Genomic DNA, 14,571 nt, shown 5'->3' on the forward strand with positions numbered 1-14,571 from the left:
ATACGAATCCACCCGCTGAACGAACGGGTCAGACCCCCGGCGGACTGCCAAAAGCCAGCACGGCTCCCAAAACCTCATTCCGTACCCACGACGTCGAACGTCAGGAAACGGGGAACCAGGCCGACAGGCGCTTGGCGATAGCCGGTAGATCGATGTTGTCCTGCGCGACTTCCTCGACGAACGGGCCGGCAACGGAGACGGGTGGCGGGACAGTACTGGCGCTGACGCCGTTGAACCGCAGGAAGACACGCATGGCGAGCCAGGCGGTGCGCTTGTTGCCGTCGATCAGCGCGTTGTTGCGGGCGACGGAGTGCAGAAGTGCCGCAGCCTTCTCGTGCAGCGTGGGATACAACTCCGCCCCGAACACGTTCGTCCGGGGCCGCTCGATCGCCGACACCAAAAGGCCCATGTCACGCACGCTGTGCTCGGTGCCGTTGACCGTGCGCGCGATGGCCAGGATCTCGTCGATCTGGAGGTAGCGCACGTCGATCACTTCAGGTAGTCCAGGATCTCCGCATCGCTGTCCACGAGCTCGGCCAAGACGTCCTCGACCTGCAGCTCGGCCCGATTCTGAGCGTCACGGATGGCCTCGATGGCAAGCTCCTGCTTGCTGCGGCCCTCACGACGAGCCCGCTCGGTGAGCTTCGCGTCAAGGCTGTCGGGGAGCCGGAGTGTCATAGCCATACAAGGATGATACCAGCCCGGTATCAGAGTGCGCGTCGAGCCACGTTCCCAGCGCCAAGGAGCGTGGGCCGTGATGGTCGCTCGCGCCGCTGCGGAGCCGCAGCAGAGACATCCGCTTCGAGTATCACCCGGGCGTCATCACGGCATCATCCGAGCGTCGAGAATCTCCGGAAGAGCCTTTGAAGGTGTCGCCGATGCACCCGCTTCGCTCGCGAAACAGCAGGTCAGGGGGTGTCAGAGGTCGATCCGTCCGCTCGGACCGCTACACGGATCGGAAAGAGGACGGGCACCCCATCCGAACAACAAAACCCCAAGTCAGGACCCCTTCGCCACCGGCTCCAGGATCGCCACGCACTCCACGTGCTGGGTCATCGGAAAGATGTCCGGATTCCCTCGACCAGAAAACCTGCAGGTCACACCCTCTCTCTCGCGCGTCGGAACGCCCTGGCGGGGGCCGGAGCGTCATGTGAGCGTCACGGCCGCCTCGGCTGACGGCTCTCCTTCTCGTCCCCGCCTCGGCCACCTCAGCCGCGCCATCCGGGACAGACCGACCGCCGAGCAGACAGTCAGCGAAGGGGCGCCGACCAGGTAACCCGGGGCCTCGTCGGCAAGGCGCGGTGTGGGCGCGCGACGCGCGCCTTCGCTACGAGCAGCCCGGAGGGCCGGGGCGCGCGCGAAGATGAGCTGAGGGCGGGCCGAAGCCGCTCTCAAACGGCGGCAGACCATGATCAGAAGCTGGCCGACCACGCCTGCCACGGTGGGCTGGATCAAGTACTCGGTTTGGCGGACGAGGCGGACACTCGCCGTACCGCTGCCACACAGGCGCCAACGGTGACGCCATGCCGCCAAGCAGTTTCACAAGTCTCAAGGCCGAGCCTTGCCATAGGAATGGGCATCGGCCGCACGGCGCCATCCTCACTCGAGACAGAAGCAGCGGGCCTGTACTCTTGGCTGCGAAGTCCGGCGCGTACAAGCATTTCGACACAGCGCCCGTCTCCCGATCTGACTCGGGAGACGGGCGCTGTTTTTTATTGCCGGTCTCCGTATCGAGCGACGAGGAACTGCACTGTGAGCAACAACCCTTTTCAGACCCACCTGCCACGCAACCCGAAGGAATCCGTAGCGTTCATGCTGGTCATCGCCGTGATCTCGGTGAACACCATCCCGGTAGTGATCGGCGGCCTGACTTCCGGCTTCACCCTGGCCATGTGGACCGGCCTGCTGCAGATGATGCCGGCCCTGCTGGTCGCGGTCGTGGCCGTCGTCCTGCTGACGATGAAGCCCGCCCAGCTGCTCACCTCACGACTCGTGCGCCCCGGCGACAGCTTCCGCGCCCACATGATCTTGCACGCCCTGTGCAGCGTGCTGCTGATCTCCCTCGTGATGACGGTGGTCGGCACGTGGATCGGCGCGCGGCAGATCTCCACCGAGCCCCTGGAGCAGTTCGCACACTTGTGGCCGCGGAACTGCACCATCGCGTTCCTCATCGAGGCGCTGCTGGCCCAACCGGTCGCCCGGCAGGTCATGCGCCTCCATCACCAGCGCGTCGACGCCCGCGCCGATCTCGCAGCGGCCTGACGCCCCCGGGCCTGATGCCCGGACGGCCATACGGAAGGCGTCGCCACGACAGCCGGCGCGGCCCCTCGGTAGGGGCCGCGCCGGTCGTTCGCGCAGCGCCGCTCCGCTGTGCCGTCTCTCGCGACCTCTACCGCTCGTACCGGCTACTGCGTCAGGCGAGAGCCACGGCTGCCCGGTCGGGCCTTTCGAACCAACGCCTCGATGTCCTCGGCCAGTTCCGTGGTCGGCCGGTAGCCGACGGACCAGTCCCGCAGCATCTCCTTCACGGGCCACATGCCCGAGGCAGTTCAAGCTGCCCCTGTCCGCATCAGCCAGTTCGGGAACGGCGCGCTCCTCGGGTAGGCGCGGTCCGCGTAGCAGGTGAAGGCGGTGGCGGCCAGGGCGTCAACGATGCCGTAGATGCGAGCGGCGGTCAGGTCGTGCGTCGACCCGGCAACGCGGGCGAGGTGCACAAAAGCCGCCGGATCACCAGGGCCTTGTGCCCGCCCACGTCCACCACTTGGTTCAAGGCCGGCGTGAGCCCCGACAGGAGCTCGATGGCCTCTCGGACTCGCGGTAGGCCATCGCGGCACCAACGCCGAACCCGGCAGCGAGCTGGGCACAAGTGTCGTTACTGCGGAGATGGGCCAGAACCAGCAGGGCCTGACGGCCCGCCGACAGACGGTGCCAGCGAGTGCTTTGACCCCAGTGCCGGGCACGCAGCTGACTGGACACTGCTCCCGACATGAAGCCGTTGGTCGTGATGGAAGACGACCGAGTTCGAGTGAGAGCAGTGCTCGTGCCGCATGGTCCGGCATTCCCCGCCTTCGCTTATCGGTTCGACACCGAGCACGGTTCGGTGACTTTCTCCGGCGACACGACCTACAGCGACAATCTCGAGCGTCTCGCCGACGGTTCCCGCCTGCTGGTGCACGAAGCCGTCAATGTGCGCGGGATGTCGCTCCCACCGGTGGTGCGCGACCACACCCTGCTCTCCCACGTCGAGGTGCAGAAGGTCGGCGCGGTGGCGACCCGCAGCAACGTCGGCACTCTGCTCCTGAGCCACATCGGCAACCTGGACGGTAGTCCGGTGGACCATGCGCAGTGGCGTCGATGGGCTGGTAGCGGTTACAACGGGCAGGTGCACGTAGGTCGTGACCTGGAGAACTACAAGGTGGACCGCACGGGCGTCAGGAAGCGGCCCTGACATCGGAGGCTCACTGCCGAGCCGTGGTCGTGAACGGCAGCATCAGCCGGGAGGGGTGCGCGGCGTCGCGGTAGATCTTGTGGGTGACGGGACGGCCCACAGGCAGGTGGAAGGCGTCCGGCGGCAGCAGCGCGTTGTGCTCGTCGGCCAGCGGCTCGTCGTTGGACAGCTCCACGACCAGCCGGTGCCCCGGCAGGAAGGTGGCCGCGAACGGGTAGACCCGCAGCACGTACTCCTCGATCTTCCCCGGTTCGACCGGCACCGCTCGGGTGTGCGGGTGGTGCGGGTCGCCCTCGGTGGTGCGCTCCTCGTCCAGCTCGCGGTGCGACGCCTTGAGGTAGGCGGTCGTGATGAGCTGCCGCTTGCCGCCGGGGGCCTCGTCCCACATGCGCAGGATGAAGTTGGTGTCGGGCTGGTCGATCTCGGCGAACAGGTGTGCCGCGCCCTGGCCGATCATCTCGGTGGGCTCGGTGAAGGGCTCGGTGGACCAGGTGAGGATCTCCACCTTGTCGGTGACGGTCAGCGGTGCCTGGTAGAAGCCGTCGGGCGCGGCGTGCTCGGCGCCCATAGCCTCGGGTTCGAAGGACAGCTTGTGCCGGGGGCGCAGGTAGAGCGTTCGGTGCTCGACGTCCTTCGGCGGCCATTGGGCGCCGGTGACGTACTGCCGGGAGCCCTCGACGTGCACGGTCACCGCCGGCTCGTCCATGATCCCGTTGTCGACGCCCTTGAGCCAGTACTCGTACCAGCGGAACATCTTGTCGTGCTCTTCGATGAAGGGCCGCGACTGCATGGGCGGGTAGGGGCCGATGTCGAGCTTCTTGGGGCCCTTGAGCGCGTGGAAGAGCTCGATGGTGCCGTCCATCGTCCAGCCGCGGCCCTGGTCGATCTGGAGCCAGACCGGGATGTCGATGTTCGGCGCGAGGGTGATCGGGTTGCGCTCCTCGTACCACTCGCCGTCGAGGTCGTTCATCACGATGTCGAACCACGCCTCGTGGTTCTTCGGGTAGTTGAGGACGTGAACCAGGTTAGGCCAGGCGGCCACGTCCGGGTCTTTCAGGCGTTCGGCGACGCGCTTGTTGATCTCCTCGGGTGAAAACGTCTCCATCATGCGGGACTTGACCCCGTCGGTGAAGGCCCAGCCGGAGTCGCCACCGCGGCCCTCGCGTGCGGCGCGCGGCATGAACCACATGACGCCGCCGTGGTACGTGGTCTCGTAGAAGTCGTAGTGGCCGCCGCTGACGAAGACGGCCTTCAGGCTCGGCGGGCGCTCGGCCGCGGCCAGCACCTGCATCGAACCGAAGTAGGAGATGCCGATCATGCCGACGTTGCCGTCGCACCAGGGCTGAGCCGCGACCCACTCGATGAAGTCGTAGGCGTCCTGGCCCGGCGAGACGCCGCCGGCGTTGTAGTTGCCGATGTGCTCGCCCTCGGACGCTCCGGAGCCCCGCAGGTCGCCGATGACGTGGACGTAGCCCTCCTTGACGACGCGCGCGATGTCGCCGGCCTCGATGCAGCCGTCCCACATGGGGCTGGGCCGGCGCTGCGGCGGGGTGGTCAGCGCGAGGGCCTGGAGCTCCTTGCCGTACGGGCTCAGGGCCACGAGCGCGGGCCGGGGGATGTCGTCGACGCCGCTGTAGGTGTCCGCCGCGAGGGTGACGCCGTCACCCATCGGGACACGGAGGTCCTTGCGGACGGCGATGCTCTGCGCGCCCGCGCGGATCGTCTGGGGGTCGGTCATGAGGGGTGCTGCTCCTGGGTCAAGAATTCTGGTTGCGCAGGCGGTAGCCGTGCATCGAGGTGAAGAACGGCGACGGCTCCAGCGCGGGATCGCCGGTGTAGCCGAGTTCCTCGGCGGCGGGGGCGAACGGCGAGTACGGGGATTCCGTCTGCCGCAGGCCCGCGGCCAGGCAGCCGCAGGCGGCCGTGGCGACCCGCTCCTCGATGTCCAGACTCTGGGTGATGGCCTCCTGAGCCTGCGTCTCGTCGAGTTCGACTCCGTACGGGATGCCGTCGGCGCGGCGGTAAGGATGCCCCAGGTAGAGGTGGCGCGGGCGGACCTCGTCCCGCAGGTGCTCCAGACTCGCCCGATAGGCCGTCGGGTCCGTGTAGCCGGGGAAACCGTTGGCAGCGCCGTGGACCTGGACGGCGTCGCCGGTGAAGACGGAGCGCTGCCCGTCCACGACGTACGCGACGGAGCCCGGGGTGTGTCCGGGGATCGCGTGCACCGACACGGTGATGTCACCGCCGAGGGACAGCGTCTCGCCGCCCTTCACCAGCAGGGAGGGCTCCATCTCGTCGGAGATGACGGCGTTCGCGGCGGCCGTAACCTTGGCCTCGCCGTCGGGGTCGGCCAGGTACCGTCCCCGTCCGACGAGGTACTCCTCGACGTGCGCGCGGCGCGAGCGGAGCATCGGTGCGTCGGCCTCGTGGATCACGACCCGGGCGCGGCGTCCGGTGAGTTCCCACAGGGCGTGCGCACCGCCGACGTGATCGATGTGACCGTGCGTCAGCAGGATCCACCGCACGTCCTCGACACGGCGTCCGATCGCCTCGAGCGCCGGGGCCATGCCCTCGGCGGGCGAGGAGGCGATCCCGGTGTCGACGATCGCCGGTTCGGGCGCGTCGATGAAGAAGCTGTACAGCCCGAACCGGCCCCAGGGCGAGACCAGGGGGTGGACGGCGATCGGGTCGTGCGTCATGGTGTTCCCTCCCTGCGGGTTCAGCGCCGGCCGAGGAAGGCGGCGGTCTCCTCGAAGGCCCGGTGGTATTCCGGGATCCACGAGAAGTGCTGGACGAAGCCGTGGCCCGCGCCCTCGTACCGGCTGACCGTCGCCGGGACGCCGGCGTCGCGCAGCCGGGCGCCGTAGAGTTCACCCTCGTCGCGCATCGGGTCGTGCTCGGCGGTGACGACCAGGGCCGGCGGCAGGCCGGTGAGGTCGGTGCGCTTGACGGGCGACACGAGCGGGTCGGCGGGGTCGGCGCCGCTGTCGAGGTAGAACGCGTTGAACGGCTTCAGGCCCGCGGTCTCCAGGCCGTAGCCCACGGCGTTCTCCCGCAGCGACGGGTAGCGGTCGACGTCGAAGTCCAGGTCGAGCGACGGGTAGTACAGGATCTGGTGGGTGATCCGGTCGAAGCCGTCGTCGTGGGCCCGGGCGGCGACGGCCGCGGCGAAGGTGCCGCCGGAGCTGTCGCCGGCGACGGCCAGGGCCGTGCCGTCCCAGTCCAGGCCGTTGCCGTGCTGTGCGGCCCAGCGCACGACCGCGTAGCAGTCGTCGAGGCCGGCCGGGAAGGCCGCCTCGGGTGCCAGGCGGTAGCCGACGGAGACGATCTTGAGGCCGGTCTCCTTCGCCAGCGAGCGGGCGACGTGGTCGTGGGTGTTCAGGCTGCCGAGGAAGAACGCTCCGCCGTGGAAGTACACGAGGACGCCGTGGCGTTCGGCCTCGACGGGGGTGTAGACGCGGACCGGTACCTGGCCGGCGGGTGTCGTCGCCGTCCTGTCCTCGACGGCGTGCAGCGGCAGGCGCTCCTCGGGCGGGGCGACGTGGGCCTCGTCGGCGGCGCGCATGGCGACGGGGTCCAGCGGACCCTTGGGCGGGGCCGGGAGGGTGGCGAGGAACTTGGCGATCTCGGTGTGCAGTGTCACGGGGTCACTCCTGTCCTGCGGTGGCGGGCTTCTGGCCGGGGAAGACGTTGTCGATCTCTTCCTCGGTCCAGCCCTGGCGCGAGATGCGCTGCAGTTCGTCGGTCACCGGCTTGCGGGTGGCCTGGTAGAGGGCGAGGGCCTCCTTCAGGGAGTCGGCCTGCTTCAGGGCGTCGGCGAGCGCGCCGCCGTCCTCGATGGCCGAGTTGGCGCCCTGGCCCTGGTGGTGGAGCATCGAGTGGGCGGCGTCGCCGACGAGGACGACGGAGTCCGTGTGCCAGGTGTCGACGGGGTCGATGTCGTACACCGCGCGGATGTTCACGGTGTCCATGTCGAGGTCGCGGGTGATGGACACCAGGCGCTCGTCGAAGCCCTCGACCGTCTTGAGCAGGTCCTCCTTGGTGACCCGCGGCGCCCAGGTGCCGTCCGGGTTCAGGGCGGTGATGTCGAAGGACACCTGGCCGCGGTGGCGCAGCGGCAGCAGGTAGACCTTGGTGCCGCGGCCGATGTACATGCGCAGGTTGTCGTCGACGACCATGCCCTGGGCGGCGTCGGTGGAGATCACCGTGCGGTAGGCGTGCTCGCCGGAGAACGCCGGGGGCTGCTGGCTGAACAGCTGGTGGCGGACGACCGACTTGATGCCGTCGGCGCCGACGACCAGGTCCGCCTCGGCCGTGGTGCCGTTCGCGAAGGTGAGGAGTGCGCCCTCACCCTTTTCCTCGACGGTCTCCAGCTTGTGGCCGAGGTGCACCATGCCCTCGGGGAGCACGCCGAGGAGGGCGTCGATGAAGTCGCCGCGGTGGATCAGGTGGGTGTGGACCTGCTCGCCGTCGGCGGGCCACGCCTCCTTCATGATGGGGTCGCCGGTGGCGGTGAGGATCTCGAAGTAGTCGCTCGGCGAGGTGACTTCGGCGATCGCGTCGAGGATGCCCCACTCGCGGAAGCGGTTCATGGTGGAGGGGCGCAGACCGATTCCGGCGCCGACCTCGCGCATGCGACTGGCCTGCTCGTAGACGTCCACCTGGGCGCCCAAGAGGCTGAGCGCCTTGGCGGTGGCGGCACCGCCGTACCCGGCTCCGACGACGGCGATCTTGAGGTTCTTGAGGTCCGAGAGCTGCATCGTTGGTTCTCTCTACTTCTGGAGGGTCAGGAAGGCGGCGGGGTTGTCGACGAAGATCGTCTTGATCGCCGTGTCGTCGAGGCCGGCGGAGCGCAGGTCCGGAATGAGGTCTTCGAAGATGTAGTTGACGGTGTGCCCCTTGACGCCGGGCCAGCCGAGCGGGGAGCAGTTGGCGTCGGCGGAGGCGAGGACCTGGTGGGTCCGGCGGCCGCCGTCGATGAAGCGCAGGAAGTGGTCGAGGCGTTCCTTGCGGGGGCGGGCCCAGAACGGCGGGTCGGGCAGCTCGGTCTCGTAGCCGAAGGTGTCGAAGCCGATGCGGCCGCCCTGCTCGGCGATCCACACGTCGCGGGTCTTGTCGGCGTTGACACCGTCGTCGACGTGCCCGAACAGGACGCGGTGCAGGGGCAGTCCCTCCTCCTCGAAGATCGCGATGGCGTTCTCGGCGTCGATCGCGAGGTGCGTGAGGATGGGGACGCCCGTGGCGAGGGCGGCGCGGGCGCCGGCCCGGTAGATCCGCTTGTCCAGGTCGGTCATCCGGCCGCCCCGGCTCACGCCGACCTTGATGACGCCGGCGCGGCTGCCGGTGTCGCCGATGCCGACGGTGATCTCGTGGACGAACTGCCGCATCAGGTAGTCGACGTCGGCGTTCGCGAAGTGCGGCAGGGCGGTGTCGCCGCCGACGAAGCCGGTGCAGGCGACGATGTGCACGCCGGTCTTCGCTGACAGGGACTTGTAGTAGTCGACGTCACGGCCGTTGCAGATGCCGGTGGCGTCGACGAACGTGCCGCCGCCCAGGCCGTGGAACCGTCGCAGCTTGGGGATGGTCTCCTCGTACCGCTGCTCGGGCGTCTTCCACCACTTGGTGTCCAGTTCGGAGCCGGGCATGCCGTACCCGATATGCTCGTGGACCGCGACGATGCCCAGTTCCTCGGCCGGGACGGGACCCAGGACCGTGTTCACTCTCGACACAACACTCACCTTTGAGAAAGAGACTTGGTGGCCGTAGCCGCCGGGGGCGCTCAGCGCACCGACAGCAGGTCCCGCGGGTTGTTCACGACAATTCGCCGTACGTCGTCCTCGCCGAGGCCCTTGTCCTTGAGGAGCGGGACGAAGTCGCTCAGGACGTGGCTGTACGGCAGGTCGTTGCCCGGGTGGCCCTTGGCGACTCCGGTGGCGCCGGCCGACAGCAGGACCCGGCCGGTCAGGCCGGCCTCGTCCAGCTTTAGGACCAGGGCGATGCGTTCGGCGTCCGTCACATGGTCCTCGTCCTGCGTGCCGACGTGGTCGAGCGCGACGTACGCACCGCGGCGGGCGACCTCCAGGGGCGCGCCGGCGGCGACGGCGTCCTTGCGGTCCAGTCCGCCGACGACGACCCGGTCGGCGGGCAGCTTCTCGTCCAGGACCACGTCGAGATCGTGAAGGGCGTCCTTGCCGTAGCGGATGGAGACGGGGACGCCGGTGGCGAGCGCGGTCCGGGCCGCACCCCGGAACAGGCTCTCGTCGGTCGCGGTCATGCCGGTGCGGGTGGCGGCGGTGGCGACCAGGCCGGCGGCGCCGCGCCGCTCGACGCGCGGGACGACCATGCCCTCGGTGACCTCCTTGGTGAAGAGGTCGGCGAACTTCTCGGCCGGCCACGGGGTCGGCGGGTTGGTCTGCGGCGTGAGGAAGTAGCCGCCCAGCATGGCCTCGGGTCCCTGGCCGGTCGAGGCGACGATGTGCACGCCCGTCGCGCGGGCGAGCGTCTCGTAGAGCCGCACGTCGCGGCCGTGGAACATGCCGGTGCTGTCGACGATCGTGCCGCCGCCGTGCGCCTTGAAGTCGTTCAGCTTGGCGGCGAGGGTCTCGAAGATCCCGGCGCGGTCGAAGGTGATGTCGTAGGCGTGCTCGGCGCCCGGCACCACCGACAGCAGCGCCTCGTGGACCGAGACGACGCCCAGCTCCGCGGCCGGCACTGGGCCCAGGACGGTGTTGACGGTGTTGCTCTCGACGCTCATGCGCATGCCTCACATCTCCGGTGCGGGGTGCCCACGCACCCTGTGGTTGCCGTCACGGTAGCCATTCGCTTTACACGCCGTCAATGAAACGAACACCACGAAAACACAATGCGCCACGGGTTGCGCGAGCATTGCGGATCCCCTTGTGCAGCCCCGGAAGGGGATACGACATGCACACGGTGCATGTCGAGGCATGCCAAACATTCATTTGTTCGATGCGAGGCCGGACATTTCACTGTGGGGCATGAGCACCCCGCCCACCTCCGACGTGGACCTCTTCGCCGACGAAGTGGTCCTCGACCCGTACCCCGTCTACACCGAGCTGCGGGAACGCGGCCCGGTCGTGCACCTGCCGCACAACGACGTCCACGCGCTGACGCGGTACGACGTCATCCGCCGCGCACTCGCCGACTGGGAGTCGTTCTCCTCGACGTCGATCGCGTTCAATCCGATGGCCAACGCGGCGCTGACCGGCACGTCGCTGGCGTCCGACCCGCCCGTGCACACCCCTTTGGGCGCCACGCTCACCGAGAACCTCTCCCCCCGCGCGCTGCGCGGCCTGAAGGGCTCGATCACGGCGAAGGCCGACGCCCTGGTCGCCGAACTGGTGGAGACGGGCTCCTTCGAGGCCATCGACGCCCTGGCCCGCGCCTTCCCGCTGGAGGTCGTCGCCGACCTCATCGGCTTCACCGGCGAGGTGCGCGCCAACATGCTGCACTGGGGGCAGGCCGCAATGCAGGTCCTCGGCCCCATGAACCAGCGCACCGCCGAGAACTTCCCCGTCGCCGGCGAGCTGTACGCCTGGTGCTCCCAGGTCACCGCCGATGACCTCGCCGTGGGCTCCGTGGGACGCGGCATCTTCGACGCCGAGGCCCGCGGCGCCATCCCGCCGGACACGGCCGGCCACATCATCCACCAGTACCTCGGCGCCGGCGTCGACACGACCATCGCCGCCATCGGCAACCTCGTCGCCCTCTTCGCCCGCCACCCCGACCAGCTCGCCCTCGTCCGCGAGGACCCCTCGCTGGTCCCCGCGACCTTCAACGAGGTGCTGCGCTTCTGGGCGCCCGTCCACGCCTGGGGCCGCCGCGTCACACGGGACGTCACGATCGAGGGGACCGAGATCCCGGCGGGCGCGCAGATCGCGATCCTGTTCGGCGCCGGCAACCGCGACCCTCGCCATGACGAGAACCCGGACGCGTTCCTCGTCGAGCGCAACCCCGTCGACCACCTGTCGTTCGGTTACGGCCCGCACGGCTGCGCGGGCCAGGGGCTCGCACGGCTGGAGGCGCACGCCGTGATCGAGGCACTGTCCCGCCGGGCCGAACGCCTCGTCGCCGGACCCGAGGTCCGCGTCCCCAGCAACACCACCCGGAGCATCGAGCAGCTCCCCGTCCTGGAGGTGATCCCCGCATGAAGATCGTTCTCGACCGTCCGCGCTGCGAGGGCCACGGCCTGTGCGAGGAGGCCGCCCCGCAGCTGATGCACCTCGACGACGAGGGTGAACTCGTGCTGGGCCGGGAGGAGTTCGACGCGGCCGACACCGCACTCGCCCACGCCGCCGTGCGGGTGTGTCCCGTCGCGGCCCTGAGGATCACATGAGCACCGCCACCCTCGGGAGCGTGGTCGTGGTGGGCAACGGCATCGCTGGGCTCACCGCGGCCGACACGCTGCGCGAGGCCGGGTTCGACGGCGAGCTGACCATCGTCGGCGACGAACGGCACCCCGCGTACAGCCGCCCCGCCCTGTCCAAGGCGCTGCTGCTCGACGGCGACGACCTCACCTCGCACGAGCTTGCGCCGGCCGGCCACGGGGCGACCGAACTGCTCGGCGTGCGGGCGACCGGCCTCGACCTGGACCGCCGACTCGTCTCCCTCGACGACGGCACGACCCTGCCGTACGACCGGCTGGTGCTGGCCACCGGGTCCCGGGCCCGGCGGCTGTCGCCCCTGCCCGGCGAGCTCACCCTTCGCGGGCTCGACGACGCGCTGGCCCTGCGCCGGCGGGTGGCGGCCGGACCGTCGGTCGTTGTGGTGGGCGGCGGCCCGCTCGGTATGGAGATCGCCTCCGGCTGCCTGGCCTCCGGTTGCGAGGTCACCCTCGTCTCGCAGGGCACGCCCCTGCGGCAGCAGCTCGGCCCGTACCTGGCCGGCGTCTTCGCGCGGGCCGCGTGGGAGCGAGGGCTCACGGTGGTGGAGAGCGCCGGGGCACGGCTGGAGGACGGCGGCGGGATACCGAGGGTCGTGCTCGCCGAGGGACGAGTCCTGGAGGCCGAGGTGGTGCTCACCGCCGCGGGCGACATCCCCAACACGGAGTGGCTCGCCGGCTCCGGGCTCACCGCGCGGGGCGCCATCGAGGTCGACGCGCGCGGGCTCGTGCGGCCCGACGTGGCGGCCGTCGGGGACCTCGCCGCCTTCCCCACCCCGCGGGGGCGGCGCCGCGTGCCCCTGTGGAGCAGCGCGATCGAGCAGGCGAAGGTCGCGGCGCGGGCCCTCGTTCACGGGGACGCGACGCCGCCGCTGCGGTTCCAGCCGTACTTTTGGACAGAACAGTTCGGGCTGAGCCTGAAGGCGGTCGGCATCCTGCCCGTGGACGGCGAGCCGGAGTACGTCGACGGGGAGCCCGACAACGGGCCCGCTCTGATGCGCTGGCCGCACGCCGACGGCACCGCCGACGTCGTCGCCCTGGACTACCGCGTACCGATCCCCCGGCTGCGCCGGATGACCCAGGCGGCCGCGTAGGCTGCGCACCATGAGCGCGGAGGAACGGGGCACCACGGCCTCGGGCCTGGACCGGCTGGCGTCGGTCGACCTGAATCTCCTGGTGCCCCTTCTCGCGCTCCTGGAGGAGCGGTCGGTGACGAAGGCCGCGGAGCGCGTCGGCCTCTCCCAGCCCGCGATGAGCCACGCCCTGACCCGGATGCGGCGCCTCCTTGGGGACGACCTGGTCGTCCGGCAGGGCAGCGGGGTCACGCTGACGCCGCGCGCGCTGGAACTGGTGGGGCCGCTGCACAGCGCCCTGCAGCAGACGGCGCGCATCGTGAACTTCCCGGCCTTCGACCCGGCGACGGACGGCCGGATCATCACGGTCGCCACGACGACGAGCACGGCGTTCGTCGTCGGCCCCCGGCTGACCCGGCTCGTCCGGGAGCGCGCCCCGCACGCCACACTGCGGCTGCGCACGATCACGGTGCCGACCGAGACGACCTTCACCGATCAGGGCGTCGACGTGGTACTGATCTCCGAGGGGCACTTCTCGCGGTATCCGCGGGAGCGGCTGTACGACGACCGGGTCGTGGTGGTGGCCGCGCCGGACACGCCCGCGCAGGCCGACGCCCTGGAGCTGCTGACGACCCAGCCGCACGTCGTGGTCGACACCGACCGACGGGTCTTCCCTTACTCGGTGCTGGAGGACAAGGGCATCCCCTACCGTGTCGGGCAGCTGAGCTCCGACTTCCTGCTGGTGCCCTTCCTGGTGGCCCGAGCCGGCGGAGTCGCGCTGCTGCGGCACCAGGTCGCCGTCGCCATGCGGCGGCTGTCCGACCTGCGGATCGAGGAGTTCCCCTTCCCGCTGCCCGGGCTCGGGATCGACATGGTGTGGAACCCGAGGCTGACCGACCAGCACTTCGTCGCGTGGCTGCGGGCGCTGCTCCAGGAGGTCGCGGGGGGACTCTGAGCGCCGGTCAGTTCAACAGGCGCACCCAGCTGTCGGCAAGCTCCTCCAGCATCTGGTCGCGGGTCAGCTTCCAGCCGGAGCCGTCCCAGTGCTGGGCCACGTAGTCGAGCTGGGACATGGCGAGCACGCCCCGGAAGTGCCGCTGGTGGGGTGCCAACCGGCCGGCCGCGGTGAGGCCGTCCTCGATGTCGCTGATGGCCTCCTCCAGCCAGCGCTCCACCAGGTCGGGCAGGTCCGGGTCGATCACCGCGGCGTCCCGGCCGATGCGGATGATCGGCCGGATCACCGGCCAGCTCTCGGCGGTCCGGCGCAGCCACGCCATGATCGCCTCGGGTGTCCCTTCGGCGACGGTGGCCACCAGGCCCTGTGCGGTGGAGCCGTGCTCGGGCGAGCGGACGCGCTGGAGCGCCTCGTTGAGCTGCTCGTCGATGAGCGCCCGCATCAGCTCGCTGCGGGAGGGGAAGTACGCGTAGAAGGTGACGCGTGTGGTGCCCGCGGCGGTGGCGATGTCGTCCACCGTGGTGGCGGCGTACCCCTTCGCCTTGAAGAGCCGCAGTCCCGACTCCAGCAGCAGACGTCGGGTCATCTGCTTCTGGGCCTCACGAAGGTTCGCCATGCCGGAGATCCTAACTCTGCCCCGGCACGGCGAACGCTCAGCTTACGCACAGCACGTGGTGACGACGTCGTGTAAAGC

Annotated in this window: 16 protein-coding genes and 2 pseudogenes; 6 read left to right on the forward strand and 12 right to left on the reverse strand. The window is 69.9% G+C overall.

Annotation, left to right across the window (positions count from 1 at the left end; translation table 11 throughout):
* Positions 1-100: 100 nt before the first annotated feature.
* Positions 101-493, reverse strand: coding sequence for a type II toxin-antitoxin system death-on-curing family toxin (locus AB8Z75_RS00230; protein WP_369199248.1), 393 nt, complete (start codon positions 491-493; stop codon positions 101-103).
* The gene (locus tag AB8Z75_RS00235) at positions 490-684 is read right to left on the reverse strand and encodes a ribbon-helix-helix protein, CopG family (RefSeq protein WP_369199249.1); all 195 of its coding nucleotides are present in this window, start codon (positions 682-684) and stop codon (positions 490-492) included. Before AB8Z75_RS00235 ends, AB8Z75_RS00230 begins: the two co-directional genes overlap by 4 nt.
* 1,068 nt (positions 685-1,752) lie before the next feature.
* Here AB8Z75_RS00235 and AB8Z75_RS00240 point away from each other — a divergent pair.
* Positions 1,753-2,262, forward strand: coding sequence for a hypothetical protein (locus AB8Z75_RS00240; RefSeq protein WP_369199250.1), 510 nt, complete (start codon positions 1,753-1,755; stop codon positions 2,260-2,262).
* A gap of 143 nt (positions 2,263-2,405) precedes the next feature.
* On the opposite strand, the gene AB8Z75_RS00245 is transcribed toward AB8Z75_RS00240, so the two are convergent.
* The 3 genes and pseudogenes from AB8Z75_RS00245 to AB8Z75_RS00255 all read right to left on the reverse strand — a co-directional run.
* The gene (locus AB8Z75_RS00245; RefSeq protein ID WP_369199251.1) at positions 2,406-2,537 is read right to left on the reverse strand and encodes a hypothetical protein; all 132 of its coding nucleotides are present in this window, start codon (positions 2,535-2,537) and stop codon (positions 2,406-2,408) included.
* 63 nt (positions 2,538-2,600) lie between these two features.
* Positions 2,601-2,722 (reverse strand): annotated as a pseudogene (locus AB8Z75_RS00250) (IS5/IS1182 family transposase); the annotation flags it as partial.
* A 63-nt stretch (positions 2,723-2,785) separates the two neighbouring features.
* Positions 2,786-2,988 (reverse strand): annotated as a pseudogene (locus AB8Z75_RS00255) (transposase family protein); the annotation flags it as partial.
* Between AB8Z75_RS00255 and AB8Z75_RS00260 the strand changes: the two are divergent.
* Complete coding sequence (locus AB8Z75_RS00260; protein WP_369199252.1) at positions 2,987-3,448, forward strand: hypothetical protein; 462 nt, start codon at positions 2,987-2,989, stop codon at positions 3,446-3,448. The pseudogene AB8Z75_RS00255 and the gene AB8Z75_RS00260 overlap by 2 nt on opposite strands.
* Before the next feature lie 10 nt (positions 3,449-3,458).
* Here AB8Z75_RS00260 and AB8Z75_RS00265 read toward each other — a convergent pair whose 3' ends face one another.
* From AB8Z75_RS00265 to AB8Z75_RS00290, 6 genes are read right to left on the reverse strand one after another with little or no spacing between them, the layout of a single operon-like run.
* Positions 3,459-5,186 (reverse strand): CocE/NonD family hydrolase, encoded by a 1,728-nt coding sequence (locus AB8Z75_RS00265; protein WP_369199253.1) that lies wholly within the window; start codon positions 5,184-5,186, stop codon positions 3,459-3,461.
* A gap of 19 nt (positions 5,187-5,205) precedes the next feature.
* Entirely contained in the window at positions 5,206-6,147 is a 942-nt protein-coding gene (locus AB8Z75_RS00270; protein WP_369199254.1) for an MBL fold metallo-hydrolase, read from the reverse strand.
* Positions 6,148-6,167: 20 nt separating this feature from the next.
* Positions 6,168-7,091: an alpha/beta hydrolase gene (locus AB8Z75_RS00275; RefSeq protein ID WP_369199255.1), complete on the reverse strand. Its 924-nt coding sequence runs from the start codon at positions 7,089-7,091 to the stop codon at positions 6,168-6,170.
* A 4-nt stretch (positions 7,092-7,095) separates the two neighbouring features.
* Positions 7,096-8,208, reverse strand: coding sequence for an FAD-dependent oxidoreductase (locus tag AB8Z75_RS00280; protein WP_369199256.1), 1,113 nt, complete (start codon positions 8,206-8,208; stop codon positions 7,096-7,098).
* Positions 8,209-8,220: 12 nt separating this feature from the next.
* Positions 8,221-9,177 carry a phosphotriesterase gene (locus tag AB8Z75_RS00285; RefSeq protein ID WP_369199257.1) on the reverse strand — a complete coding sequence of 319 codons (957 nt, stop codon included), beginning with the start codon at positions 9,175-9,177 and terminating at the stop codon, positions 8,221-8,223.
* Positions 9,178-9,227: 50 nt separating this feature from the next.
* Positions 9,228-10,202 (reverse strand): phosphotriesterase, encoded by a 975-nt coding sequence (locus tag AB8Z75_RS00290; RefSeq protein ID WP_369199258.1) that lies wholly within the window; start codon positions 10,200-10,202, stop codon positions 9,228-9,230.
* 244 nt (positions 10,203-10,446) lie between these two features.
* Here AB8Z75_RS00290 and AB8Z75_RS00295 point away from each other — a divergent pair, with 244 nt between their 5' ends.
* Genes AB8Z75_RS00295 through AB8Z75_RS00310 form a run of 4 tightly spaced genes read left to right on the forward strand, consistent with a single transcriptional unit; the run spans position 10,447 to position 13,877 of the window.
* Entirely contained in the window at positions 10,447-11,619 is a 1,173-nt protein-coding gene (locus AB8Z75_RS00295; RefSeq protein ID WP_369199259.1) for a cytochrome P450, read from the forward strand.
* Positions 11,616-11,804 (forward strand): ferredoxin, encoded by a 189-nt coding sequence (locus AB8Z75_RS00300; RefSeq protein ID WP_369199260.1) that lies wholly within the window; start codon positions 11,616-11,618, stop codon positions 11,802-11,804. Before AB8Z75_RS00295 ends, AB8Z75_RS00300 begins: the two co-directional genes overlap by 4 nt.
* On the forward strand, positions 11,801-12,943 hold the full coding sequence (locus AB8Z75_RS00305) for an NAD(P)/FAD-dependent oxidoreductase (RefSeq protein WP_369199261.1): 1,143 nt from the start codon (positions 11,801-11,803) through the stop codon (positions 12,941-12,943). Before AB8Z75_RS00300 ends, AB8Z75_RS00305 begins: the two co-directional genes overlap by 4 nt.
* Before the next feature lie 10 nt (positions 12,944-12,953).
* Entirely contained in the window at positions 12,954-13,877 is a 924-nt protein-coding gene (locus tag AB8Z75_RS00310; protein ID WP_369199262.1) for a LysR family transcriptional regulator, read from the forward strand.
* Between the two features lie 7 nt (positions 13,878-13,884).
* Here AB8Z75_RS00310 and AB8Z75_RS00315 read toward each other — a convergent pair whose 3' ends face one another.
* Entirely contained in the window at positions 13,885-14,493 is a 609-nt protein-coding gene (locus AB8Z75_RS00315; RefSeq protein WP_369199263.1) for a TetR/AcrR family transcriptional regulator, read from the reverse strand.
* Between the last annotated feature and the right edge of the window lie 78 nt (positions 14,494-14,571).

Origin of the sequence: Streptomyces sp. PU-14G, from assembly GCF_041028275.1 — a bacterium.
Taxonomy (GTDB): domain Bacteria; phylum Actinomycetota; class Actinomycetes; order Streptomycetales; family Streptomycetaceae; genus Streptomyces.

Bases quoted from the DNA above. Each gene is read 5' to 3' on its own strand.
- AB8Z75_RS00265 (WP_369199253.1), bottom strand. From the start codon at position 5,186: ATGACCGACCCCCAGACGATCCGCGCGGGCGCGCAGAGCATCGCCGTC.
- AB8Z75_RS00295 (WP_369199259.1), top strand. From the start codon at position 10,447: ATGAGCACCCCGCCCACCTCCGACGTGGACCTCTTCGCCGACGAAGTG.
- AB8Z75_RS00235 (WP_369199249.1), bottom strand. From the start codon at position 684: ATGGCTATGACACTCCGGCTCCCCGACAGCCTTGACGCGAAGCTCACC.
- AB8Z75_RS00290 (WP_369199258.1), bottom strand. From the start codon at position 10,202: ATGAGCGTCGAGAGCAACACCGTCAACACCGTCCTGGGCCCAGTGCCG.
- AB8Z75_RS00260 (WP_369199252.1), top strand. From the start codon at position 2,987: ATGAAGCCGTTGGTCGTGATGGAAGACGACCGAGTTCGAGTGAGAGCA.
- AB8Z75_RS00310 (WP_369199262.1), top strand. From the start codon at position 12,954: ATGAGCGCGGAGGAACGGGGCACCACGGCCTCGGGCCTGGACCGGCTG.
- AB8Z75_RS00305 (WP_369199261.1), top strand. From the start codon at position 11,801: ATGAGCACCGCCACCCTCGGGAGCGTGGTCGTGGTGGGCAACGGCATC.
- AB8Z75_RS00300 (WP_369199260.1), top strand. From the start codon at position 11,616: ATGAAGATCGTTCTCGACCGTCCGCGCTGCGAGGGCCACGGCCTGTGC.
- AB8Z75_RS00270 (WP_369199254.1), bottom strand. From the start codon at position 6,147: ATGACGCACGACCCGATCGCCGTCCACCCCCTGGTCTCGCCCTGGGGC.
- AB8Z75_RS00245 (WP_369199251.1), bottom strand. From the start codon at position 2,537: ATGTGGCCCGTGAAGGAGATGCTGCGGGACTGGTCCGTCGGCTACCGG.
- AB8Z75_RS00280 (WP_369199256.1), bottom strand. From the start codon at position 8,208: ATGCAGCTCTCGGACCTCAAGAACCTCAAGATCGCCGTCGTCGGAGCC.
- AB8Z75_RS00315 (WP_369199263.1), bottom strand. From the start codon at position 14,493: ATGGCGAACCTTCGTGAGGCCCAGAAGCAGATGACCCGACGTCTGCTG.